The following is a 25,223-nucleotide window of genomic DNA, read 5'->3' as shown; positions in this document are numbered from 1 at the left end:
ACCGGCCTGAAATCAGGCGTTTAATTCATCAGGCAACGGTGCCGACGGCGTCCAGGCCAGCAGCAGGCTGGCAAGCGTAAAGGCCCCCATAATCCACGTCATCGTCCAGGGTGTACCATCATGTAATCCGGCCAGCAGCAGTGAAGAGACGATTCCGCTGCCATATTGCAGCGAGCCGATGAAGGCCGATGCCGAACCGGCAAACGCCCCCGCCTCATCCAGCGCTGCCGCCGTTGAGGTGGCGGCAATCACGCCGTTCATGGAGAAAAAGAGAAACACGCACAGGGCGATCCCAACGAGACCGCCGTGATGCAATTTGACGCTGAACGCCATCGCCGCCATCGCCAGAGAGGCCACAACCAGCGCCGCTTTGAGCAGATCCCCCAATGCATAACGCTGAACCAGACGGCGGTTAACCAGGCTCATGGTCATCACGCCGAGAATATTGACCGCAAATAACCAGCCATAGTGCTGCGGTTCAACGCCGAAATAGCGAATATAGACATCCGGCGAACCGGTAATAAAAGCGTAAGCGGCGACGTAATAACAGGTCAGACTCAGGGTATAGCGCATGAAAATGCGATTGCGCAGCAGCTGCCCGTAGTGATGAAACGCCTTCAGCGGCGATCCCTGCTGGCGTCGCTCCGGCGGCAGCGTCTCCGGCAGCCAGCGTAGCGCCATCAGCATCACCAGACCAATGCCCGCCAGTAGCCAGAAAATGGCATGCCAGCTGGTGACTCTTATCATCTGCCCGCCCATCAGCGGCCCGATAATCGGTGCAATGGCCATCACAATGGTCAGCGTCGAGAGCATCTGCGCGGCGCGGGTCCGGGCAAAGAGATCGCGTACCATCGCCCGCGCCAGCATGGGCCCGGTACAGGCCCCCAGAGCCTGAAAAACGCGCCAGAAAATAATCCGATCGATGCTGTCTGAGAGCGCGCAACCCGCGGAGCCGATGATAAACAGCACCATACCGATAAACAGCGGCGTGCGACGACCAAGACGGTCGCTCACCGGCCCCCAGATGAGCTGCGCCAGGGCAAAACCGATTAAAAAACCGGTAATCGTCAGTTCGGCGTCACCCTGCAATTCCGCCGCCATAACCGGCATGGCGGGCAGATAAATATCGGTGGATAACGAAGCGAACGCCATCAGCCCGCTTAAAATCAAAATAAACAGCGGTCCGCTGGCGGCATTTTTTTGCGGCACAGTCATGTGAGATATCCGTCAGGAGAGAGTGATACAGAGCGAGGTATGTTAACGAGAAAGGAGCGGCGGATAATCCCCTGCCACCGTATCGAGGTTATGAGCCGCATTCATGAATAGGCGCGCAGAGGGTACGCCGCGTGGATGGCAGGCGTATCCGCAAAAAAAAGCCAGCTGGCGACAGACCAACTGGCATGCTTTGTGACGGACGTTATGTCAGATTACAGCGCCATATCGTGCTGTGCTGACTCCGCAGGTTTTGCTTCGGCCGGCTTCGCGGTGGTCACCGCTGGCTGAGTCTTGCTCATGTCGATGACCGGCGGTTTCACCAGCTGCAGCGTCGCGGCGGTATCATCCCACACCTGCTGCGTCAGCGCCGGGTTATCGTTCAGCTTCTGCCCGTAGCTCGGTACGATAGCATGAATGCGGTTCTGCCACTGCGCAGAAGCAAACTGCTCCGGGAACATCTGCTTAAGGACGTTAAGGGTGATCGGTGCCGCGGTGGATGCCCCCGGTGATGCCCCCAGCAGCGCCGAGATGGTTTTCTGTTGATCGACCACCACTTCGGTACCCAGCTTCAGGACTCCGCCCTTGTCGGCATCTTTCTTGATAATCTGCACGCGCTGGCCGGCCTGGATCAGTTTCCAGTCTTCTTTACGCGCGTCCGGATAGTACTCTTTCAGCGCCGCAAAGCGGTCATCATCGTTCAACATCACCTGGCTAATCAGGTATTTCACCAGATCGAAGTTGTCGAGCCCCACGTGGGTCATCGGCAGTACGTTATCGGTAGTGGTGGTGCTCAGCAGGTCCATAAAGGAACCATTTTTGAGGAATTTGGTCGAGAAAGTCGCAAACGGCCCGAACAGCACCACGCGCTTACCATCGATGAAACGGGCATCGAGGTGCGGAACCGACATCGGCGGTGCGCCAACGGAGGCCTGACCGTACACTTTTTCCAGATGTTGCTTCGTCACGTCCGGATTTTCCGTCATCAGGAAGGAGCCGCCGACCGGGAAGCCCGCGTAATTATCCGCTTCCGGAATGCCGGTTTTTTGCAGTAATTTCAGCGCGCCGCCGCCGGCACCGATAAAGACATATTTCGCATCGATCGCCTGTTCCTGACCGCTATTGACGTTTTTGATCGTCACGTGCCATGAATTATCGCCATTGCGTTTAAACCCGGTGACTTCAGAAGAGGTCTGCAGCGAGAAATTATTATTTTTCTTCAGGCTGCCGATCAGCTGACGGGTAATTTCGCCGTAGTTGACGTCGGTGCCAACCGGAGTCCAGGTCGCCGCCACTTTTTGTTGCGGATCGCGCCCTTCCATCACCAGCGGCGCCCACTGTTTAATTTGCGCGTGATCGGTGGAGAATTTCATACCCTGGAATAACGTCGTCTGCTGCAATGCGGTATACCGCTTTTGCAGATACTCCACATTATCACCCCAGACGAAACTCATATGCGGCGTGGAATTAATAAAGGCGTGCGGATCGTGCAAAATGCCGCGTTTGACCTGCGCCGTCCAGAACTGGCGGGAGATCATAAACTGCTCGTTAATATCCAGCGCTTTGCTGACATCAATGGAACCGTCCGCACGCTCCGGCGTATAGTTCAGCTCCATATTCGCTGAGTGGCCGGTCCCGGCGTTGTTCCAGCCGTTAGAGGATTCCAGCGCAACGCCATCCAGCTTCTCGACCATCACCTGTTTCCAGTCCGGCTGTAATTCCTGCAGCCAGGTGCCGAGGGAGGCGCTCATAATTCCGCCGCCGATCAGCAGGAAATCGGTTTTTTGAGCGGTATCAGTATTCGCATACGACGCGGTGCTGACAAACATCGCCAGGGCGGTCACAGATAAGATAGATTTTTTTATTGCAGGCATAATAGAATTATCGCATAGCACAATGAAATAAGTGCAAACATGTTAACGCATTTCTATTATATTTTAAAATATCATTTACATTTTCCGCACAGTTAATCAATTTCTGACAAATACTTTTTTAACTTAAAAAAGTAAAATATCGCGCGAAAAAATAAAAATCAGAAAATAACGGCGGCAATTAAGGGGTTAAATAATTCCCGCCGGTTTATTTAGTTATTTATCATCCCGTCGCCCTCGCGGCATTACGGCGCGCGATTGCGCGCCGCATCATTCAATTTACGCTGCTCAGCGTCGAACGCTTTGTCTCCTGCAGCGCGAGGCGCAAACGATCGTTATTTTCCGCCAGCAGATCCCGCGCCTGCCAGGCGTCGAGCCCGGTCATCAGCATCAGGATTGCCGTGCGCACATGCTGATTACAGCTGGCCAGCGCGGCTTTGGCCTCGCTGCGCGAGCAGTCGGTGGCCGTCATGACGATGGCAATCTGGCGCTCAGTCCAGCGCGGGCTAATGGCCTGCAGATCGACCCGCAGGTTGCTGTAAACCCTGCCGCTGCGAATCGCCAGCCCGGTAGTCAGCATCGTGAGGATCTGCCGCTGCGCCAGCTGCGCTTTCGGGTTACCGAACCCCGCCACCGCTTCTGGCCCGGTTTGCGGCGCGATAATGATATCCGCCAGTTGGGCGGCTTCACTCTCCGCTTGCTGCGTCAGTACCGCAATTGGCGCACCGAGCGACCAGGCGTGACGCATCGCGCCCCACACCCACGGCGTTTGTCCGCTAACCGTCAGCGCCAGCAGCATATCGTTGCTGGTGAAACGGATAGCCTGCAGCTCAAGCGCCCCGAGATCGTAATCGTTAGCGGCCGTCTCCATCTCCTGCAGCGCGGCTGCGGGGCCGCCGGCAATGAGGCCAACCAGCGAATGTTTCTCTTCCGGCGTATACTCGCTGACCGTCTGTAGCGCCGCGCGGCCGGATGCTCCGGCGCCGACAATCACCAGCCGCCCTCCCCGGCTCAGGGCTGCGGCGGCATTATCGACGAGACGGGCAACCTCCGGTAAACAGGCCCCGACGGCGTCGGCAATTTGCCGATTGTCTTTATGCAGCAGGGTCAGCATATCGAGGGTGGCGAGAGTGTCGATGTGGTGAGTTTCAGGGTGGCGTCGTTCCATCATTGATGCGGTTGGCTTACTGCTCATAAAAACCTCCTTTTAAATAACTCCATATTCACTATAAGGATATTTATTGCGAGGTCCTGCGAGTGAGGTCACGCTTCCCGGTTCTTTCAGCGTCTTTTTGCTTTTTTACATAGCTTTAAGAAATGGTTACCTTCAGCGATAATAGCCCTTCGCCGAACAGTTCAGGGGATGGTATGAAGGATATCGCGGAGTCAATTCCGCCCGCGCGCAAACGACTGATGAGTATGAAGCTGAGTACCGCCGTGACGCTCATGATTAGCAGCGTGATTGGTTCGGTACTGCTGCTGGTCTACGCGCTGTGGTTTATACAGATCAGCGATACCACCCGCGACGGCGTAAAAGATACGGCGCTGGCGGTTGCTCGCACGTTCTCCGATATGCCGGAAGTGAAGCAGGCCCTGACGCTGCCGCCGCAGAGCGGACTCATCCAGCCGCTGGCGCTGGCCATTACCCGGCGGAACGATCTGCTGTATGCGGTGGTGACCGATATGCATGGCGTGCGCTATTCGCATCCCAACGCCCGGCTTATTGGTAAACAGTTTATCGGCGAGGATATTCAACCCGCCTTTAACGGCAAAGAGAATGTCGCCGTCAATCACGGGGTGCTGGCTCCGGCGCTGCGCGTCTTTACGCCGGTATTCAACGACCAGCAGCAGCAAATTGGCGTGGTGGTGGTCGGGATTTCGCTGAGTAAAGTGGATGAGCAAATTGCCAAAGGACGCTGGGATGTGCTGTTAACCGTGCTGTTCAGCGCCCTGGTCTGCGGAATCGGTACCTGGAGCCTGGTGCGCGGACTCAAGCGCGTGCTGCTGGGACTGGAACCGCAGGAGATCTCTACGCAGTTTCAGCAGCGGCAGGCGATGCTCCATTCGTTAAAAGAAGGGGTTGTCGCGGTGGATGTCGAGGGTCGCGTCACGCTGATCAACCCGGCCGCTAGCGAGATCCTGCTTAGCGGCCCCGGCAAAGAGATTGCCCACACCCCGCTTCTGGCGGATCTGCAGGAGGTTTTGCAGACCGGCGAGCCGATTTACGACCGCGAACTCGGCTGCAACGGCTTCCTGCTGATCAGCAACACCGTGCCGGTACGCAGCCAGAACGCTATCGTCGGCGCCATCAGTACCTTCCGTGATAAAACGGAAGTCAGCCAGCTGTTGCAGCGGCTGGACGGTATGGTTAACTATGTCGATGCGCTGCGCACGACCTCGCATGAATTTATGAATAAGCTGCATGTGATCCTCGGCCTGTTAAACATGAAAAGTTATGACAAGCTGGAGGAGTATGTGCTGCAAACCGCCCATACTTATCAGGCGGACATTGGCGAAATTCAGCACCGTATCAAATCACCGGTGGTCGCGGGTTTCCTGATTGGTAAAATCCAGCGCGCCAAAGAGCGCGGCTTCACCCTTAACTTAGCCGAAGAGAGCCTGGTGCCCGATTGCCCAAATGAAAAGCAGGTTACCGTGCTGGTCACCGTGCTGGGTAATTTGATTGAGAATGCGCTGGATGCCATGAGCGGCCAAAGCGAGGGGGAAGTCGGCCTGCTGCTGCACTATCAGAACGGCTGGCTGAGCGGCGAAGTCAGCGATGACGGACCGGGCATCCCGCCGGCGAATATTGATGCCATCTTTAATAAAGGCTTCTCTACCAAGGGTGAGAATCGCGGCGTTGGCCTGTTTCTCGCCAGCCAGCAGCTCCGTGAACTGGGCGGCACGCTGGCCGTCGAGTCTGAGCCTGGCGTCTTTACCCAATTTTTTGTTCATCTTCCCTGGGATAGTAAAAGGAAACGTGCGTGATAAATGTATTAATTGTTGACGATGATGCCATGGTCGCCGAACTGAATCGCCTGTATGTGGCGAGAATTCCCGGCTTCCGCTGCTGTGGCACCGCGTCTACGCTGAGCAAGGCCCAGGAGATGGTTAACGATAGCGCACAGGAGATCGATCTGGTGCTGCTGGATGTCTACATGCAGCATGACAGCGGCCTGGATCTGCTGCCGACCATCCGCGCCTCTGGTCGCCCTATCGACGTGATTATGATTACCTCCGCCGCCGATGCCGCCACCGTGCAAACCTCGATGCACTACGGCGTCGTCGATTATCTGATCAAACCGTTCCAGTTTCCGCGCTTCGAAGAGGCGCTGACCGCCTGGCGCGAAAAACGCAAACTGATGACCGGACAGCCCTATTATGAACAGGCCGATGTTGACCGCCTGCTCCACGGCAACGCGCCGGAAGCCAGCGACGCGCGCAAGCTGCCGAAAGGCTTAACCGCCCAGACGCTGCGCACGCTGTGCCAGTGGATTGATGCCCATCCGGGCACCGAGTTTTCCACCGATGAACTGGCGGTGGCCGTCAATATTTCCCGCGTCTCCTGCCGGAAATACCTGATCTGGCTGGCACAGATTAATATTCTCTACACCAGCATTCACTACGGCGCGACCGGGCGGCCGGTCTATCGCTACCGGCTGGTCGCCGAGCAGTACAGCCTGCTTAAGCAGTACAGTCAGTAAGCCGGTAGCTGTCGTCGAGTAAGTGAAAACGAAAGCGGCGCTGTGATGAGAGGATAATGTCGCGATTTTTGGTGACGAAAATCGCCTCAATGTCTTCGCGATGGCGCAGCGCCGCACAGCCTTTTTCCACCCCAAGACCGAAGATCAACGTGGTCCAGATATCGCCGTCGAGCGAATCATCGGCAATAATGGTGACGCTCTCCAGCTCGTTATCAAGCGGATAGCCGGTGCGCGGGTCGAGAATATGGTGCCAGCGTCGACCATCCTGCTCAAAATAGCGCTCGTAAATGCCGGACGTCACCACCGACTGGCCGACGACGTCAATACTTCCCACCAGCGCATTATCGGCCGCGAACGGTTTTTTCAGCCCAATCGACCACGCCCCCAGGGTATGCACGTTGCCGCCGAGGTTAATCAGCGCCGCGTCGACGCCCTGGCGCTGCAGGTCATCGCGCACCCGGTCGGCAATGTAGCCTTTGGCAATCGCCCCAAGATCGATCTCCATTCCCGGCTGGGCGAGAAAAACGCTGCCGGCGGCGTCATCGAGGATCACATCCTGCGGGCGGGTCAGCGCTAAGCGCGCGGCGATATCCGCCGCCGCCGGAACGCTGTGGCCGTTAAAACCGATGCGCCATAGCTTCACCAGCGGGCCAATCGCCAGATTAAAGGCGCTCTCCTGCACCATGCTGGCCGCTTTCGCGCATTTGATCAGCTGATAAACCGGACGGCTGACGCTGACCGGATGGCGGCCGGCGGCATGATTAATCCCCATCACCTCCGAGTGTGCGCGGTTGACGGTGAACAGGTCTTCGTAGCGTTTAATCAGTTGAAACGTGCGGGAAGCCAGGGCTTCATCGTGGGAGAACAGTTTGAGCAGGATGGGAGACCCCATCAAAACAGCGGAGTAGCTATAGAGGCGTTGATCGCCAGAGATACCAGACATCATTGAAGCTCCTCTGTGTCACCCGGGCAGGCAGACGCCGCCGGGAATCGGCCGGGCGAACCCGGCCTGTTATCACTGAGCGTTAGCCTCTGGCGCGTTTTGCCGCCTGGTGGCCCGCCAGGGTGCCAAAGATAATAATATCCGCCACGGCATTGCCGCCGATACGGTTGCCGCCGTGGATACCCCCGACCACTTCGCCCGCGGCATAAGCGCCGACAATCGGCTGATGATGAGTATCCAGGACCGCGGTGTCAGTATTAATGGTCACACCGCCCATAGTGTGGTGAACCCCCGGCGCGATGCGAATCGCATGGAACGGCCCCTGGTTAACCGGCGCGCGCAGCGCGGTGGTACGACCGAACTCTTCATCACGCTGATTTTCAACAAACCCGTTGTAGCGTTCCAGCGTGGCGAGGAAGGCATGGTAATCCATCCCCAGTTTCTCCGCCAGTTCGCGCGGCGAGCTGGCGCTGGTCACCAGACCTTTGGCGATATATTCGTCGGCCGCTTTGTTTTTTGCCCGGACATGTTCATCAAAGACGATGTAAGCATAATGCTCCGGTAGCGCGATGATCGCCGCAGACACTTTATCGCGGGTCTCCATTTCGTTGAAGAAGCGGTTACCCCGTTGATTGACCAGAATGGCGCCGCCGCCGCGAATCGATTCAGAAATCAGATACGACGTGTTCTGCTCAACGGTCGGGTGGATTTGAATTTCGCCCATATCAACGGTACCGGCGCCAATCCGTTCCAGCAGCGCAATGCCGCCGCCGGTCGCCCCTTTATGGTTGGTGGTGACAAAACCCGCCAGATCCGGGCGATATTTCACCACCATCGCGCTATTGGCGCTGAAGCCACCGGTCGCCATGACGATACTTTTGGTCTGCACCTCGATGCTTTCCTGCTCATCATTCAGCAGACGTACGCCGCTCACTTCGCCTTGAGCCATCAGGATCTCTTCCACCGACGTATCCAGCATCACATCGATGCCGCGTCGGGTGATATTGCGCACCAGACCGCTGATCAGATAGCCACCAACCGCAGATCCGTCACGCGGACGGTGAGTACGGTCGATACTCATCCCGCCGGTGGTGGTGATGTCATTCAGCATGATCCCACGACGCGCCAGCCATTCGATGGCCTCCGGGGCGTTTTCCACGAACCGACGCAGCAATTGCGGATTGTTTTTATTCTGCCCGCCTTTTAAGGTTTCCTGATAGAACAGCTCTTTGCTGTCCTCAATACCTTTTACCCGCTGGAAGCGCGTTTCCGCGGCGTTCATTCCGGCAGAGGCTTTAATGGTATTACCGCCGATGGTGGGCATTTTCTCTACGATCAGGACGCTTGCGCCTTCATCGTGCGCCTGAATGGCTGCCGCCAGGCCGGCGCCGCCGCTCCCGACCACCACCACGTCATAGCTTTTCGGCGTCAGGTCTGCGCCGCCCTCTTCCAGCGCCAGCGCTTTACTTGATTTCAGCATCGCTTTCGACACCGCTTTTTTCACCGCTTCACTTTGGCTGGTCGCGCCAGAAATCGCGTCCACGTGCGGCGTATTGGCGGTCAAAATGCGCTCGCGGATCTCTTCGAAACTGGTGGTGAACTCCACGTTCTGGACCGGGCCGGCAGCCAGTTCAATATCGGCGATGCGGTCATTTTCCAGACTGACGTTGATGACCAGTTCGTTGGCATCGTCCTGAACGGTTTCCACAAAAAGGCCGGGTTTAAACTTCGCATCGCCCATGCTCATGTCGCGGATCATGGCTTCTACCAGCGAGAAGCGCCACAGCGGCTCCGGGATATTCAGCGCTTCGCGCTGGGTGCTATCGATAAACAGCTCGAGATTTTCTCCCGCAGCAATCCGCGCCGCCCAGTCCGGATAGGCAATGCAGGCGCGGCCCACGGCAATCAGATCGTAACCATGATCCAGCCCCAGCTCCGCATCCGCGGCGTTCACCACGCCGCCAACGCCCATCACCGGGATTTGAGCCAGGGTGTCAGAGCGCAGCGCACAATATTTTTCAATCAACGGCGTCGGATCGCGGGTATCAACAATCGACGGACGCAGTGACGCGCCGACGGAGAAGTGCAGATAGTCGAGACCGCGCGCCGCCAGTTTTTCCAGCAGGTACATGGTGTCGTCAAAACGGATACCCGGCTCTTCCAGCTCTTCCGGGGAGAAGCGATAGCCGATAATAAAGGCATCGTCGGCGTACTGGCTCGCCATTTTGTGGGTAATGTCCAGCACCGCCAGCGGGAAACGCGCGCGGTTGTCGCGGCTGCCGCCCCACTGGTCATCGCGTTGGTTGGAGTTCGGGGAATAGAACTGCTGGATAAGATAGGTGTTAGCGCCGTGAATCTCCACGCCATCAAAACCGGCCAGAATGGCACGACGTACGCCGTCGCCAAATTTGGCGATCATGCCCTCAACTTCTTCACCGCTCAGCTCACGCGGCATCGCGGCACCTTCACGCGGTGCCGCCAGCGCGCTCGGCGCCACCGGTTGACGGCCGCCGATCAGCTGCGGATCGACCATACGCCCGCCGTGATAGATCTGCAGAATCGCTTTTGACCCTTCGGCTTTGATGGCGTCGGCGATTTTAGCCAGACCGGCAATTTTCTCGTCATTGTCGATGCCGATGGCGCCGGGGAAAGCCAGACCGTAATTATCAATAAAGCAGCACTCAACGATAATGGTGCCAATGCTGCCGGCACGAGCGCGATAGTATTCCACCAGTTCGCTGGTGACGCTGCCGTCAAAATAGCCGGTGCAGGTGGTCATCGGTGCCATTAACAAACGGTTTTTTAACTCAGTACCATTCGGTAAGGTAAAAGGACGCAATATACGTGGGTTACTGGTCATATTAACACTCCAGATTTTAAATATTGAAAATTCAGAATTGGGTGACGGAATTGTTTTTGGTTGTGTTTCTTAATTCCTGTTGTCATGCCCATAATATAGCGCTATTTTTAGTTACCAAACTAATTACGTTAGTTAAAAAACTATTTAATACCACCAATAACATCAGTACCTCCATTGTATTATTAATTAAAAATACAATTTTCACACAAAGCAAAACACCGATAACATACTCGCCACTTTTGTTAAATAACAAAACATACCAGACACAAAATAAAACTTATAAATATCATATAGATAGGATAGATTTTGTTTTAACGAACGTTTGTAAATCAATTATCCATTAACATTTATCTATATTTTAAACAAATAAACACCTCATCCGTCAGGGTTATTTTGAAAATAAAAAAACACCTTCACACACCGTGTTTATTGATCTTGATCAATTGCAATAAAGCAACAAAGCGCAATATATAAATAACCAACAAATTAAATTTAACGCACGGAAAAAGGCGTTAAACAACCGTCACGAAAATCATCAAAACCAAAGATTAATAAGTAAAGAAAGTTTTGAAATTAAAAAAATCACCGGTTATGACGTGACGCAACCGTATTTTCAACTACTCGCAGATACTCATTATGAAAGAGAAACAGACAACCATACCGCCTGCCGGTGCCGCCAGTCCCAAGGCTGCAAATAAAAACCGCCTGCTGATGATGGCGCTGCCCATTATTGTTGCAGTTCTTTTACTCTTCGTGCCGGTGCCTGACGGGTTACCGCCTTATGCCTGGCACTACTTTGCTATCTTCGTTGGCGTCATTGTCGGGCTGATTTTTGAACCCCTGCCGGGCGCCGTGATCGGTATCACCGGGGTGGTGGTCATCGCCCTGTGCAGCCAGTGGCTGCTCTTCAACCCGGCGCAACTGGCCGACCCTAAATTCAAACTGGCCGGCGCCTCGTTTAAATGGGCGGTCAGCGGTTTTGGTAACTCCACCGTCTGGCTGATTTTCGGCGCCTTCATGTTCGCCGCTGGCTACGATAAAACCCAGTTTGGTCGCCGTCTGGCGCTGATCCTGGTGAAGTATCTGGGCCGCCGCAGCCTGACGCTGGGTTATGCCATTACCTTTGCTGACCTGCTGCTGGCACCGTTTACCCCGTCCAATACCGCGCGCAGCGGCGGGACAATCTACCCGATTATCGCCAACCTGCCGCCGCTGTACGGTTCTAAACCAAACGATCCCAGCGCGCGTCGAATCGGCTCCTACCTGATGTGGGTGGCCATTACCGCCGCCTGTATCACCAGTTCGATGTTCCTCTCCGCGCTGGCGCCAAACCTGCTGGCCCTCGCGCTGGTCAAAAGCATCGTTGGCATCAATATCTCGTGGGGCACCTGGTTTATCGCCTTCCTGCCGCTGGGTATCCTGCTGATTCTGGCTATGCCGCTGCTGGCTTACTGGTTCTATCCGCCGGAAGTGAAAGTCAACAACGAAGTGCCGCTGTGGGCCGCTCGTGAGCTGGAAAAACTGGGCAAGCTGTCGCGCAATGAGATCCTGCTGCTGGTGTTCGTCTGCTTCGCCCTGACCATGTGGATTTTCGCCGCCGAGTGGATTGAACCGGCGCTGGCCGCCCTGCTGGTGATTGTGCTGATGCTGTGGACCGGCGTACTTTCGTGGAGCGATATCACCAACAATAAAGCGGCATGGAACACCTTTGTCTGGTTCGCAACGCTGGTGGCGCTGGCCGACGGCCTCTCCTCGACCGGTTTTATCGCCTGGCTGGGTAAAGAAGGTGGCGCGTTGATGAGCGGCATCTCCCCGGGGGTCGCCACTATCGTGCTGCTGCTGGCGTTCTACCTGCTGCACTACCTGTTCGCCAGCACCACCGCGCACACCACCGCGCTGCTGCCGGCGATGCTGACTATCGCCTCCACCATTCCGGGTATGAATATGCAGGTCTTCGTCCTGCTGATGGTCACCTCGCTCGGCGTGATGGGCATCATCACCCCGTACGGTACCGGTCCAAGCCCGATTTACTACGGCAGCGGCTACCTGCCAACCAAAGACTACTGGCGCCTCGGCACCATCTTCGGCGCCATCTTCCTGGCCGCCCTGCTGCTGATTGGCTATCCGTGGATGTCTATGATGTTCTGATTCATAACCGCCGGAGGTTCTCCTCCGGCGGTTTTACTCTTAGGGAGCAAAGCTATGTCGACTAAACCGTTTGTATACCAGGAAGCCTTTCCGCTGGCAAAAGATGAGACCGAATACTATCTGCTGAGCAAAGAACATGTTTCCGTGGCCGAATTTGAAGGCCAGGAGATCCTGAAGGTTGAACCTGAAGCCCTGACCCTGCTGGCCCAGCAGGCCTTCCACGATGCGGCCTTTATGCTGCGCGTTTCCCATCAAAAGCAGGTTGCGTCAATCCTGCTCGACCCGGAAGCCAGCGAAAACGACAAATACGTCGCCCTGCAGTTCCTGCGCAATTCGGAAATTGCGGCGAAAGGCGTGCTGCCGACCTGCCAGGATACCGGTACCGCGATCATCATGGGTAAAAAAGGTCAGCGCGTCTGGACCGGCGGCGGCGATGAAGCGGCGCTGGCCCGCGGCGTTTACAACACCTATACCGAAGATAACCTGCGCTACTCGCAAAATGCTCCGCTGGATATGTACAAAGAGGTCAACACCGGGACTAACCTGCCGGCGCAGATCGATCTCTATAGCGTTGACGGCGACGAGTACAAATTTCTGTGCATGGCGAAAGGCGGCGGCTCAGCCAACAAAACCTATCTGTATCAGGAAACCAAAGCGCTGATTACCCCGGCGAAACTAAAAAACTACCTGGTTGAGAAGATGCGCACCCTCGGCACCGCGGCCTGTCCGCCGTACCATATCGCCTTTGTGATCGGCGGCACCTCGGCGGAATCGACGCTGAAAACCGTGAAGCTGGCCTCCACGCGCTACTACGATGGTTTACCCACCGAAGGTAACGAGCACGGCCAGGCGTTCCGCGATGTTCAGCTGGAGCAAGAGCTGCTGCTGGCAGCGCAGAATCTCGGCCTCGGCGCGCAGTTCGGCGGCAAATACTTCGCCCACGATATCCGCGTGATTCGCCTGCCGCGTCACGGGGCCTCCTGCCCGGTCGGCATGGGCGTCTCCTGCTCCGCTGACCGCAATATCAAAGCCAAAATCAACCGCCACGGTATCTGGATTGAAAAGCTGGAGAGCAACCCGGGCCAGTACATCCCGGAAGCGCTGCGTGAGCAAGGTGAAGGCCAGGTGGTCAGCATTAATCTGAATCAGCCGATGAGCGAGATCCTGGCGCAGCTGTCCGCCCATCCGGTCTCCACCCGTCTGACGCTGAACGGCACCATCATCGTGGCGCGCGATATCGCCCACGCGAAGCTGAAAGAGCTGCTGGATAACGGTGAAGCGCTGCCGCAGTACGTGAAAGATCACCCGATCTACTACGCCGGTCCGGCGAAAACTCCGGAAGGTTACGCCTCAGGTTCACTCGGCCCAACCACCGCAGGGCGCATGGACTCCTATGTTGATCTGCTGCAGTCCCACGGCGCCAGCATGGTGATGCTGGCAAAAGGCAACCGCAGCCAGCAGGTGACCGACGCCTGTCACAAACACGGCGGATTCTATCTCGGCAGCATTGGCGGCCCGGCGGCGGTACTCGCCCAGCAGAGTATTAAGAGCCTGGAGTGCGTGGCGTATCCGGAACTGGGGATGGAAGCTATCTGGAAAATCGAAGTGGAAGATTTCCCGGCCTTCATCCTGGTGGATGACAAAGGCAATGATTTCTTCCAGCAGATTCAGAACAAGCAGTGTAACGGCTGTGCCCAGCGGTAGTGTTGCCGGCTAAAGCCGGGCGCTGAGCTAAGAGGTATTCCGTTCACCCTACGTCAGGCAGAACATGCGGCCTCAGTGCGAGGTGACCGGGTTAAGGGGAAGATAACCGTCTTCCCCTTAACAATCCCCGCGGTCCCGCACGGAAATCGGTGCTGCGCACTGCGCTCACCTCCCGGCCTGCAGCCTGCGGTCGGCTCAACTCGACCTGCTCGCCCGTTCCGGGGCTCGCTCCTGTCTCGATTCGCCTCTTGCCGCCATCCCTGGCGGCCAGCCCTTGTCTTCCGGCCTTTGGTTCGCCGATTTCAGCGGGGTCCAGGGCCCCGCTGCACGCCTTTTCATCCCAAAATGTCCATCACTGCGGAGAGCAACAACGGTCGAGGAAAAAGCAGGCAACGATCGAATTAACAGACGCAGCTCGGGCTCGTTTTTTATCACCCCGCGGCTAGTGACCGGCCGAGGGGGCGCCCGGCGCTCCGGCACGACTGAACGGCGGCCGGGCAAACCAGATAACCACGATCAGCGCCATAAAGCCCCAGCCCAGCACCCAAAAATAGTCGATGGTCGACATCATGTAGGCCTGCTGCTCAATGCTCTTATCAATCAGCGCCATATGCTGCTGCGTGGCTCCGCCCATCTTGTCGATGTAGTCCACCGCAGCGGGATTGTAGGCGGAGACGCTTTCCGTCAGGTTGGCATGGTGGAAAACTTCCCGCCGCGACCAGATCCAGGTGGTGAGCGACGACGCGAACGAGCCGCCCAGCACGCGGAAGAAGGTCGCCAGACCGGAGCCTTCCGCCACTTCTGCGCCGTTCAGGTTTGACAGCACAATCGTCGTGATAGGCATGAAGAAAAACGCCACGCCGATTCCCATGAACAGCTGCACTTCGGCGATAGTGCGGAAATCGACATCGGTATTGAACTGCGCGCGAATAAGGCAGGAGGCCCCCATCGTCAGGAACGACAGCGAAGCCAGAATACGCAGGTCGAAATTATTGGCGTAGCGGCCAATAATCGGCGTCATTATCAGCGGCAGGATCCCCATCGGCGCGGCGGCCAGTCCGGCCCAGATCGCGGTGTAGCCCATCTGCGTTTGCAGCCACTGCGGCAGAATAATATTGATAGCAAAAAAAGCCGCGTAGCCCAGAGTCAGCGAGAGCGTACCAATCGCAAAATTGCGATCTTTGAACAAGCGCAGATTAACAATCGGATGACGCTCGCCCAGCTCCCAGATAACGAAAGACACCAGCGAGATGGCTGAAATCGTCGACATCACAACGATCTGCGAAGAGGCAAACCAGTCAAGATCGTTACCTTTATCAAGCACCACCTGCAGCAGCCCAACCCCAAGCACCAGCAGCGCAATCCCGATGTAATCAATGGGGGCGTGGGTGGTGGTCTCTTCCCGTTCACGCATCTGCGTCCAGACGACGATAGTGGCGAAGATGCCGATCGGTACGTTGATGTAGAAGATCCACGGCCAGGAGTAGTTGTCCGTTATCCAGCCGCCGGTAATCGGCCCGACAATCGGCGCCACCACGGTCACCATCGACAGGAGCGCCAGGGCCATACTGCGTTTACTGGCGGGGAAGATAACCAGCAGCAGCGTCTGACACATCGGGAACATAGGGCCGGCGAAAAAGCCCTGTAGCGCGCGGAAGATAATCAGCTCGGTCATACTGTGGGCAAATCCGCACAGGAATGAGGTCAGCGTAAACATCATCACCGAGCCAATAAACAGCTTTAACTGCCCGAAGCGGCGCGTAAACCAACCGGTCAGCGGCAGCGCGATAGCGTTACATACCGCAAATGAGGTGATCACCCATGTCCCCTGATCCGCGCTGACCCCGAGGTTGCCGGCAATCGTCGGCAACGCCACGTTGGCGATAGTGGAATCCAGCACCTGCATAAACGTGGCCAGAGACAGCGCGAGCACCGCCAGCCACATATTGGGCGGTGTAAAGGCAGCCTTATCGTGCATAACGTCTCTCTTAACGGGCGCCGGCGGCTACCGTTTTGCTGTTGTCATGAAGGATTTTAGCCACCAGTTTGTCCGCTTCTGCCAGCGGGTTTTGATACACATCGGTGGTGAAACGCGGGCTGCTAACGGTTTGCTGCGGCAGCAGGTGCCCGTCAGCGTCACGAATATCGACGCTAACGTTCATCGACAGGCCGACGCGCAGCGGGTTTTTCTGCATATCATGGGGATCGAGCACGATACGGACCGGCAGACGCTGGACAATTTTGATCCAGTTACCGCTGGCGTTCTGTGCCGGCAGCAGCGAGAAAGCGCTGCCGGTGCCAATACCCAGGCTCTCGATGGTGCCGTGATACTCAACATCATCGCCGTACAGATCCGCGCTGAGCGTGACTTTTTGTCCGAGGCGCATCCCCTTCATCTGGCTCTCTTTGAAGTTGGCATCCACCCAGACTTCGTTCAGCGGCACGATAGCCATCAGCGTCGTGCCGGAATCAACGCGCATGCCAAGCTGCACCGCCCGCTTCGCCACATAGCCGCTGACCGGAGCCACGATGGTGCTGCGGGAGTTGTCGAGATAGCGCTGACGGAAAGTGGCGACGGCACTTTTAATTTCCGGGTGGCTGTCGATTACGGTGTCATCCACCATGGCCATATTGGTGCGCAGCGCTTCCTGAGCGGCCAGAAGATCGCTTTGCGCGCTGGTGACCGCATCGCGGTAATGCGCCAGGTCTTCCGCGGCGATCGCCCCGCTCTGGAAGATTTTCTGCCGCCGCGCATAGTCGTTTTGCGCCGTTTGCAACGCCACTTTTTTTGCGGCGACCTGGGCGCGGTAGTTATCCGCGGTGCTGTACAGGCCGCGAACCTGGCGAACGGTATTCGCCAGACTGGCCTCCGCCTGCTGCAGCGCAATTTCGGTATCGCTGGGGTCGAGCAGCACCAGCGGCTGCCCCTTCTGCACGAAGTCGCCTTCATCCACCGTCACCTGAGTGACCGTACCGCCAATCTGCGGGGTGAGCGTCACCTGGTTACCATTGACATAGGCATCGTCGGTCGTTTCATAGTAGCGGGCGTACAGCAAATACCACGCCACCCCGCCTCCGGCGGCGAGAAGCAGAATAATCAATAAAATAATAAAGTTTCGTTTGCGCTTGCTGCCGCGCTCAGCCTGTTGTACCGCAGTGGTTTCCATCTTGTCAGGACCTTTTTGAATGCATTAGCGATGAGGGGCGACGATCTCGTCTGGCAACATTTTGGTCATCAGATCGACCAGCTGTCGGGATTCATCGGGAGTCAGTCGGGCGGTGAGTTCGCTGATGATCGACACCAGCGCTTCATTGACAAAGCGCTCGCAAATCAGCAGCCCTTTGTCGGTCAATGCCAGAATCACCTGGCGTTTATCCTGTGGATTTGGGGAGCGGCTGATCAGCTCACGCTTGACCATTCGATCCACCATTCGGCTCATGGCGCCGGCGTCCATGACCAGGTTTTTACTGATTTCGACCGGGCTGTTAAAGCCTTTATAAATACTGATCAGCACCTTGAACTGCGCGGCGGTAATGTCCATGCCGGAGAAGTGCTGGCTAATCAGCTGGTCCTTGAACTGGTTAGCCAGATGGATCAACAAACCTAAGTGAAATCTATTGTTAATAATACCCGGATGGTTATTCATGATATTTGCCTGGTCAGTAATTACAATTGAAACTACTGACCAGGCATCTATTTGTCAACGTAGTGTCAAGAAGATCGCACATTTTGTCAGCGCCAAGGCCACCGATCAGCACATTGTGACGCGGCCCCCGACGCCGTTTGCCGGCCTCGTCCTCGATATTCGCGACCTGTCCGCCGCGCTTGTATTCGCTTATCGCTGGTCTATGCTCAAAGCAGGGCCTGGTCAGGGAGTGCCGTTGACCACCTGAAAAATAACGATAATTCTCTTTTTTTGGGTGCTGCATATGAACAAGATACAGGCGTTTTTTTTAGCCGCCCTCGCGCTATGCCTGGCGTTCCCCCTTTCGGCGGCAGAACCGCGCCAACAGCCCACAGAACGTGAACAGGCCCGTACGGTAAAAATTTTCCACCAGCCGATTGTGATGTTACAGGCGACCTTCGGCCAGACGACGCCCGAAGAGCGGGTGCTGCGGATTCGGAATACGCTACGTGCTTTTACCGAGGCGGATATCAGCCAGCCGCTGCAGGTTGTTCCGGTCACGCGCTACAACCTGCCGGGTCGTTTGTTCCTTATGAACGGTAAACCCATTATGTTGCTGAGCCAGGCCGACCTCGACGAAGGTGACGACCTGACCCTCGACCAGGCCAGCCAACGGGTTCTCGCCCGTATGGAGGCACAGCGCAGTGCGCTTCGGGAACAGTACAACACCTCCTACCTGGCGCTGGCGGTGGTTAAAGTGGTGGTCGGGGCGCTGCTGTTGGCCGCCTTTTATTACTTCGCCTGGCGCTCCTGGCGTCGGGTTCGCCGCTATTTTCTGCTGCAGATTCTGCAAAAGCGCGGCTGGATCCCCCAGAGCTGGCGGCGGTTTCTCGGCAATATCGAAACCAGACTCTATGCCCTGCTGATGGTCTTGCCTGGTACGGTGGCGCTCTATGCCTGGCTAAGCTGGGCCTTCGGCCTGTTCCCCTGGACGCGCGTGTGGAGCGAATCGCTGGGAGAGTGGTCGGTGCGCGTCCTGCAGGAGATTGCGCTGTCGATAGTCTCGGCGCTACCCGGCCTGCTGATTGTTCTGATTATCCTGCTGATCACCTGGTTTATTATCCGTCTGGTAAAACTGCTGCTCAGTCAGGTGGAAGCCGGTCGTCTGCAAATTCCGGGTCTGCATCCGGAAACGGTAGGCGCGACGCGTAAACTTATCTCGGTGGTCATCTGGCTGTTCGCCCTCTCCGCCGCTTACCCCTTTTTGCCTGGCGCCAACTCGCTGGCTTTTAAAGGCATTAGCGTCTTTTTCGGTCTGATGTTAACCCTGGGATCGGCGGGAGTCATGAACCATGCCATGAGCGGTCTGGTGCTGATTTACTCGCGCGCGCTGCGCAAAGGCGATGTGATTCGGATTGCCGATAATGAGGGTAAGGTCAGTGAAATTGGGATGCTGGCCACCAAAATCGTCACCCGGGAAAACTATATCGTGACGGTGCCAAACGCCGTGGTAGTCAGCGGGAAAATCACCAACCTCAGCGCCCAAAACAGCGAAGCCGGCCTTAACCTGACCACCGGCGTCACCATCGGCTACGACACGCCGTGGCGACAGGTTCAGGCGATGCTGGAACTGGCGGCCCGCCGCGCGCCGGGTATCGACCACCGTCAGCCGCCGCTGGTGCGTCAGCTTGGCCTGATGGACTGGTACGTCTCCTATGAGCTGCAGGTCCTGCTACTGGCGGATACCTCGCTGGCCGACGGGCGTACCGCACTGCACAGCAATATTCAGGATGTATTTAATGAATTTGGCGTGCAGATCATGTCGCCGAACTTTGTCATGCAGCCGAAGGGAACCGTGATGGTGGCGAAAGAGGACTGGTACGCCGCGCCGGCGGCGCAAGACCCGCAGACAACAGAGGGATAAATCACGATGCTGGCCGGTAAAGACCGGCCAGCAGAGCCGCATCAGGCCGGTTTCCCGTCCAGCTCATCAAACACCTGCTGCGCAAGATGCATCGTGGCATTGGCAGCAGGCAGCCCGCAGTACAGCGCCGAGTGCATAATCAACTCTTTTAGCTCATCGCGGGTCACGCCATTATTAAACGCCGCGCGCAAATGCATTTTCAGCTCCGCTTCACGGTTCAGCGCAATCAGCATGGCGATAGTTATCATGCTGCGGGTATGGTGATCCAGCCCCGGTCGGGTCCAGGTTTCTCCCCACGCATAGCGGGTAATGAAATCCTGAAACTCGTCATTGAGCGGCGTCAGATTGTGCAGCGTGCGCTCGACATGGGCATCGCCCAGCACTTTGCGCCGAACGTTCATGCCCTGCTGGTAACGGGTTTTATCGTCCACGATCGCCCTCCTGCAAAAAAGCCAACAGCGCCGCGCTAAAGGCCCCCGGCGACTCGATGCTGGACAGATGTGAGGCGGAAACCACCACCACCTGCGACGCGGGGATCTGCTGATGTAAAAAATGCGCATCGGCAACGGTAGTGACAGGGTCACTTTCACCGGCAATAATCAGCGTCGGCACGCTAATTTGTCCGACTTCGCTGCGCAAATCGGCTGCCGCCAGCGCTTCGCAGCACTCGGCATACCCTTCGGCATTGCTATGGATCAGCTGATGGCACAGCGCCTCAACCACCTCCGGCGCCTTCTGACGGAAGGCGTGCGTGAACCAGCGGTCCGCCGCACCGGCGGCCACCACGTCCATTCCCTCCTGGCGCACGGCACGCGAACGGGAAAGCCAGCTGGCCTGATCGCCAATCCGCGCCGCCGTGTTGGCCACCGCGATACCGTAGAAACGATCCGCGGCAAAACGCCCCAGCCATAGCCCGGTCAGGCCGCCCATCGAGATGCCGCAAAACCAGGCTTTGGCGATATTGAGATGATCGAGCAGCGCAATCACATCTTCCCCAAGCTGCGCCAGCGTGACCTTGCCCGACTTTTGGGTTTTACCATGGCCGTGGGTGTCATAGCGCAGCACGCGGAACCGTTGGGTTAAGGCCGCCATCTGCGGCTGCCACATTGCGCGGGTGGTCCCGAGCGAGTTAGAAAGCACAATGACCGGCGCGCCTTCCGGCCCGTCCAGCTGATAATCAAGGTTCATTACGTTGCTCCTTGTAACGCGCCACGACCTGGCGCACAAAACGTTCGGCGCTGCCGGTGGCCGTGGCCGGATCCAGCAGCTGCGTTAAACGGGGGGGCGAAAGATGCTGGCTGACCAGCGGGTCGTTCTCCAGCAACGCCTGCAGCGGGCGGGATTCGTCGATCGCCTGGCGGCACAGCGCCTCAATACGGTGATGGGCATCGGCTTTGCCAATAAACGCCGCCAGCGCCAGCGTCACCGCCTCGGCCATAATCAGTCCGTGGGATATCTCCAGGTCGGCCCGCATTTTCTGCGGGAAGACCTGCATATCGCGAACCAGCGCATCGCTTTGCGCCAGTGCCCCACCCACCAGCATAATCAGCTCCGGGAGGGTCTCCCATTCCGCCTGCCAGCCGCCAAGGGCGCGTTCATGCTGCTGAATCTGGCCGGCGTAAAGCGTCGCCACCAGTCCAGGCGTGCGCTGGGCCGCGGTTAAAATCGCGCTACAGGCGATTGGGTTGCGTTTGTGCGGCATGGTCGACGATCCGCCGCGCCCTTCCGCAACCGGTTCGTTGACTTCCGCCACTTCGGTTTGCATCAGCAGGGAAAAATCGTTCGCAAATTTGCCCAGCGTGCCGCACAGTCCCGCAAACCAGGCCCCCACTTCCAGCAACCGGTCACGCTGACTGTGCCACGGCGTATCCGGCAGAGTCAGCCCGAGCAGGCTGGCAAGCGCCGCCGCAACCGGCGATGCGTCGGCCTTTAGCGAATCCAGGGTACCCGCCGCGCCGCCAAACTGCAGCACCAGCACCCGCGGACGCATCTCCCGCAAACGCTGCTGCCAGCGTAGCAGCGCATCAAGCGTACCCGCCAGCTTCAGGCCAAAGGTGACCGGCAGCGCGTGCTGCATCCAGGTACGACCGGGCATTACCGTGTTCTGATAGCGTTCAGCCTGGGTGGCGAAGCCGTCAATCAGCTGTTGCAACAGGCGTTCCGTTTCGTCCAGCGCGCCGCGCAGCTGCAAGACCAGCCCGCTGTCGATGGCATCCTGGCTGGTCGCCCCCCAGTGAACGTAGCGTGCCGCACCGGCATCCTGCGTCTTCACCCGCGCGGTGAGCTGCTTCACCAGCGGAATCGCCAGGTTGCCCGCGCTGGCGGCAGCCAGCCCCAGGGCCGGAAAATCGATGGCCGAATGCTGGCAGGCGCTGACGATGGGGGCGACAGCATCCTGCGGCACGGTGCCGCAGGATGCCTGTGCGCGGACCAGCGCCGCTTCAAAATCCAGCATCCCCTGCACCCGCTGCGCATCGCTAAACCAGGCGGTCAGCGGACTGCTGCGCAGCATGGGGGTCAACAAACTCATGTTGGCTCCTTAAACACGTTCAATAATCAGCGCAATACCCTGACCGACACCAATACACATGGTACACAGCGCATAGCGCCCACCGCTACGACGTAGCTGATACGCGGCGGTCATCGCCAGACGACCACCCGACGCCCCCAGAGGGTGGCCCAGCGCAATGGCGCCGCCGTTGGGATTGACGTGGGGCGCATCGTCGGCCAGCCCTAAATCGCGGGTCACCGCCAGCGCCTGCGCGGCGAACGCTTCATTCAATTCAATGACATCCATTTGCTCCAGCGTCAGCCCCGTCTGCGCCAGCACTTTACGTACCGCCGGAGCCGGACCGAAGCCCATAATACGTGGCGCCACGCCCGCCGTCGCCACGCCGACGACCCGGGCCAGTGGGTGCAGATCGTTGGCCGACAGCGCCGATTCGCTGGCCAACAGCAAGGCACAGGCGCCATCGTTCACCCCGGAGGCGTTCCCCGCGGTCACCGATCCGTCCGGACGCACCACCCCTTTGAGTTTCGCCAGCGCTTCCGCAGTCGTGCTACGCGGGTGTTCATCGCGAGTAAACAGCAGCGGGTCGCCTTTACGCTGTGCGATAGAAACCGCGATCAGCTCATCAGCAAACCGTCCGGCCTCCTGCGCCGCGGCGGTGCGCATCTGGCTGCGCAGCGCAAAGGCGTCCTGATCGGCACGCGAAACGGCAAAATCAGCGGCGACGTTCTCGGCGGTCTCCGGCATCGAGTCGACGCCGTACAGTTCTTTCATCCGGGCGTTGATAAAGCGCCAGCCGATCGTCGTATCTTCAATCTTCATGTTGCGGCTAAAGGCATTCTCCGCCTTACCCATCACAAACGGCGCGCGCGACATGCTCTCCACGCCGCCGGCGATCATCAGCTGAGTTTCGCCGCTTTTGATGGCCCGCGCTGCGACGCCGATCGCATCAAGACTGGAGCCGCACAGCCGGTTAATGGTGCTACCCGGCACCGTTTGCGGGAGCCCGGCCAGCAGCAGCGCCATACGGGCAACGTTGCGGTTATCTTCCCCGGCCTGGTTTGCGCAGCCGTAAATCACATCATCAATGCGCGCGGGATCGAGGCCCGGGTTGCGCTCCAGCAGCGCTTTCAGCGGCAGAGCGGCCAAATCATCGGCGCGCATTGTCGCCAGCGTACCAGCAAAACGTCCGAACGGTGTACGCACCGCATCACAGATAAATGCCTGATTCATCATAGGTTCCTTATGCGCTTTCCGCCAGATGTTCAAAGGTCAACGCCACCGGAGTGATGCGCTGCAGCTCCTCAAAAGAGAGGCCGTTGAAAATTTCTCGGACCACCGGACCGGCCGGGGTGATGTCAATGACCGCCAGGTCGGTGTAGATCCGGCTGACGCAGCCCACTCCGGTGAGCGGGTAGCTGCACTGTTCAACCAGCTTACACTCGCCGTCGCGGGTCAGGTGATCCATCATCACAAACACCTGACGTGCGCCGATGGCCAGATCCATCGCCCCTCCCACCGCCGGGATCGCGTCCGGTGCGCCGGTGCTCCAGTTGGCGAGATCGCCGCTGGCGGAGACCTGATACGCCCCGAGTACGCAAATGTCGAGGTGGCCGCCGCGCATCATGGCGAATGAGTCGCCGTGATGGAAAAAGCAGCCGCCTTTGAGCAGGGTCACGTACTCTTTCCCGGCATTAATCAGCTCCGGATCTTCTTCACCCGGCTGCGGCTTACCCCCCATCCCCAGCAGGCCATTTTCACTGTGCAGAAAGACCTCTTTATCGCTCGGCAGATAGTTGGCGATGCGGGTAGGTAAACCGATGCCCAGGTTGACATAGGCCCCTTCCGGGATATCGCGCGCCACTCGCTGGGCCATTTCATCGCGGGTTAGTTTTTGCATAGCTGGCTCCTCAGGCGCGTTGTGCGGTGGTCAGATGTTCCAGCGAGAACACACGCTGGACGAAAATCCCCGGGGTGATCACATTTTCCGGGTCAAGGTCGCCAAGACTCACCAGACGGGAGACTTCAACGATGGTGGTTTTTGCGGCGGTGGCCATAATGGGGCCGAAGTTGCGCGCCGCTTTGCGATACACCAGATTGCCCCAGCGGTCGGCCTGGTGCGCTTTGATCAGGGCAAAATCGGCCTTGATCGGGTATTCGAGGACGTAATGACGACCGTCGATTTCGCGGGTCTCTTTGCCTTCAGCCAGCGGCGTGCCGTAACCGGTCGGCGTAAATATCGCGCCCAGGCCGGCGCCGGCGGCCTGGATTCGCGCCGCGAGATTACCCTGCGGGACCAGTTCCAGCTCCACTTTGCCGCGGCGATAAAGATCGTCAAAAATCTGTGAGTCAACCTGGCGCGGGAAAGAACAGACCATCTTTCTCACGCGTCCGGCCTTCAGCAGTGCCGCCAGGCCAACTTCACCGTTGCCCGCATTGTTGTTGATAATGGTGAGCTCGCGGGCACCCTGTTCAATCAGGGCGTCAATCAGGTACGTTGGCTGACCGGCGGGACCAAAACCGCCGATCATGATGGTCGCCCCGTCGTGAATCCCGGCGATGGCATCACTTAGCGTCGACACGCTTTTATCAATCATCAGGTCGCTCCTTTACGTGCGGTAATCGCACTTTTATGCGTTGTTCGCACAAAATGTGACCCGCTTAACGATGTTGGTCAAGGGCGATAATCGAAATATGGTGCGATAATCGAACATCGTATATC

At 57.7% G+C, this 25,223-nt stretch carries 20 protein-coding genes; 6 read left to right on the top strand and 14 right to left on the bottom strand.

The genetic code is table 11. The features are described from left to right. Positions 1-12: 12 nt before the first annotated feature. The 3 genes from AC236I_RS11645 to AC236I_RS11635 all read right to left on the bottom strand — a co-directional run bounded on the left by AC236I_RS11645 (position 13) and on the right by AC236I_RS11635 (position 4,278). Positions 13-1,215, bottom strand: coding sequence for a multidrug effflux MFS transporter (locus AC236I_RS11645; RefSeq protein WP_487608811.1), 1,203 nt, complete (start codon positions 1,213-1,215; stop codon positions 13-15). A 212-nt stretch (positions 1,216-1,427) separates the two neighbouring features. Further along, on the bottom strand, positions 1,428-3,086 hold the full coding sequence (mqo, locus tag AC236I_RS11640) for a malate dehydrogenase (quinone) (protein ID WP_015584232.1): 1,659 nt from the start codon (positions 3,084-3,086) through the stop codon (positions 1,428-1,430). A gap of 271 nt (positions 3,087-3,357) precedes the next feature. Next, the gene (locus tag AC236I_RS11635) at positions 3,358-4,278 is read right to left on the bottom strand and encodes an N-acetylmuramic acid 6-phosphate etherase (RefSeq protein ID WP_004862501.1); all 921 of its coding nucleotides are present in this window, start codon (positions 4,276-4,278) and stop codon (positions 3,358-3,360) included. A gap of 173 nt (positions 4,279-4,451) precedes the next feature. On the opposite strand from AC236I_RS11635, the gene AC236I_RS11630 reads away from it, so the two are divergent. Both AC236I_RS11630 and dcuR read left to right on the top strand, forming a co-directional pair. After that, a complete protein-coding gene (locus tag AC236I_RS11630; RefSeq protein ID WP_004862503.1) occupies positions 4,452-6,071 on the top strand; it encodes a sensor histidine kinase in 1,620 nt (539 codons plus the stop codon). Beyond that, the gene (gene dcuR / locus AC236I_RS11625; RefSeq protein ID WP_004862505.1) at positions 6,068-6,787 is read left to right on the top strand and encodes a two-component system response regulator DcuR; all 720 of its coding nucleotides are present in this window, start codon (positions 6,068-6,070) and stop codon (positions 6,785-6,787) included. The genes AC236I_RS11630 and dcuR overlap by 4 nt, the downstream gene beginning before the upstream one ends. On the opposite strand, the gene AC236I_RS11620 is transcribed toward dcuR, so the two are convergent. Continuing rightward, the gene (locus AC236I_RS11620) at positions 6,768-7,730 is read right to left on the bottom strand and encodes an FAD:protein FMN transferase (RefSeq protein ID WP_032717606.1); all 963 of its coding nucleotides are present in this window, start codon (positions 7,728-7,730) and stop codon (positions 6,768-6,770) included. The genes dcuR and AC236I_RS11620 overlap by 20 nt on opposite strands. A gap of 82 nt (positions 7,731-7,812) precedes the next feature. Beyond that, positions 7,813-10,590, bottom strand: a complete 2,778-nt coding sequence (locus AC236I_RS11615; protein ID WP_487608810.1) for a flavocytochrome c — start codon at positions 10,588-10,590, stop codon at positions 7,813-7,815. 636 nt (positions 10,591-11,226) lie between these two features. Between AC236I_RS11615 and AC236I_RS11610 the strand changes: the two genes are divergently transcribed. Both AC236I_RS11610 and fumA read left to right on the top strand, forming a co-directional pair. Next, the gene (locus AC236I_RS11610) at positions 11,227-12,738 is read left to right on the top strand and encodes an anion permease (protein WP_004862511.1); all 1,512 of its coding nucleotides are present in this window, start codon (positions 11,227-11,229) and stop codon (positions 12,736-12,738) included. Between the two features lie 54 nt (positions 12,739-12,792). Continuing rightward, on the top strand, positions 12,793-14,442 hold the full coding sequence (gene fumA, locus AC236I_RS11605) for a class I fumarate hydratase FumA (protein ID WP_064357002.1): 1,650 nt from the start codon (positions 12,793-12,795) through the stop codon (positions 14,440-14,442). A gap of 442 nt (positions 14,443-14,884) precedes the next feature. Here the strand turns inward: fumA and AC236I_RS11600 are convergent, their stop codons facing one another. Genes AC236I_RS11600 through AC236I_RS11590 form a run of 3 tightly spaced genes read right to left on the bottom strand, consistent with a single transcriptional unit; the run spans position 14,885 to position 18,089 of the window. Then, a complete protein-coding gene (locus tag AC236I_RS11600; RefSeq protein ID WP_004862517.1) occupies positions 14,885-16,420 on the bottom strand; it encodes a DHA2 family efflux MFS transporter permease subunit in 1,536 nt (511 codons plus the stop codon). A 10-nt stretch (positions 16,421-16,430) separates the two neighbouring features. Continuing rightward, positions 16,431-17,609 (bottom strand): HlyD/EmrA/EmrK family protein, encoded by a 1,179-nt coding sequence (locus AC236I_RS11595; RefSeq protein ID WP_069475907.1) that lies wholly within the window; start codon positions 17,607-17,609, stop codon positions 16,431-16,433. 24 nt (positions 17,610-17,633) lie between these two features. Beyond that, positions 17,634-18,089, bottom strand: coding sequence for a MarR family transcriptional regulator (locus AC236I_RS11590; protein WP_015584227.1), 456 nt, complete (start codon positions 18,087-18,089; stop codon positions 17,634-17,636). Here AC236I_RS11590 and AC236I_RS11585 point away from each other — a divergent pair. Both AC236I_RS11585 and AC236I_RS11580 read left to right on the top strand, forming a co-directional pair. Then, a complete protein-coding gene (locus AC236I_RS11585) occupies positions 18,088-18,336 on the top strand; it encodes a hypothetical protein (protein WP_325941093.1) in 249 nt (82 codons plus the stop codon). The genes AC236I_RS11590 and AC236I_RS11585 overlap by 2 nt on opposite strands. 36 nt (positions 18,337-18,372) lie before the next feature. Next, positions 18,373-19,992 carry a mechanosensitive ion channel family protein gene (locus AC236I_RS11580; RefSeq protein WP_487608809.1) on the top strand — a complete coding sequence of 540 codons (1,620 nt, stop codon included), beginning with the start codon at positions 18,373-18,375 and terminating at the stop codon, positions 19,990-19,992. Between the two features lie 41 nt (positions 19,993-20,033). Here the strand turns inward: AC236I_RS11580 and pcaC are convergent, their stop codons facing one another. From pcaC to AC236I_RS11550, 6 genes are read right to left on the bottom strand one after another with little or no spacing between them, the layout of a single operon-like run. After that, positions 20,034-20,423, bottom strand: a complete 390-nt coding sequence (pcaC, locus tag AC236I_RS11575) for a 4-carboxymuconolactone decarboxylase (RefSeq protein WP_004862525.1) — start codon at positions 20,421-20,423, stop codon at positions 20,034-20,036. After that, positions 20,413-21,180 carry a 3-oxoadipate enol-lactonase gene (pcaD, locus tag AC236I_RS11570; RefSeq protein WP_281011391.1) on the bottom strand — a complete coding sequence of 256 codons (768 nt, stop codon included), beginning with the start codon at positions 21,178-21,180 and terminating at the stop codon, positions 20,413-20,415. Before pcaD ends, pcaC begins: the two co-directional genes overlap by 11 nt. Then, positions 21,170-22,522: a 3-carboxy-cis,cis-muconate cycloisomerase gene (locus tag AC236I_RS11565; RefSeq protein WP_487608808.1), complete on the bottom strand. Its 1,353-nt coding sequence runs from the start codon at positions 22,520-22,522 to the stop codon at positions 21,170-21,172. The genes pcaD and AC236I_RS11565 overlap by 11 nt, the downstream gene beginning before the upstream one ends. Before the next feature lie 9 nt (positions 22,523-22,531). Then, entirely contained in the window at positions 22,532-23,734 is a 1,203-nt protein-coding gene (pcaF, locus tag AC236I_RS11560; protein WP_015584222.1) for a 3-oxoadipyl-CoA thiolase, read from the bottom strand. A 10-nt stretch (positions 23,735-23,744) separates the two neighbouring features. Further along, entirely contained in the window at positions 23,745-24,401 is a 657-nt protein-coding gene (locus AC236I_RS11555; RefSeq protein ID WP_004862533.1) for a 3-oxoacid CoA-transferase subunit B, read from the bottom strand. Between the two features lie 10 nt (positions 24,402-24,411). Then, positions 24,412-25,098 carry a 3-oxoacid CoA-transferase subunit A gene (locus tag AC236I_RS11550; RefSeq protein WP_100685065.1) on the bottom strand — a complete coding sequence of 229 codons (687 nt, stop codon included), beginning with the start codon at positions 25,096-25,098 and terminating at the stop codon, positions 24,412-24,414. Positions 25,099-25,223: the final 125 nt, after the last annotated feature.

It is taken from the genome of Klebsiella sp. Sb-30 (assembly GCF_057652795.1).
Note: the sequence above shows the minus strand (reverse complement) of the source record. Positions and strands in the feature narration are given on the sequence as shown.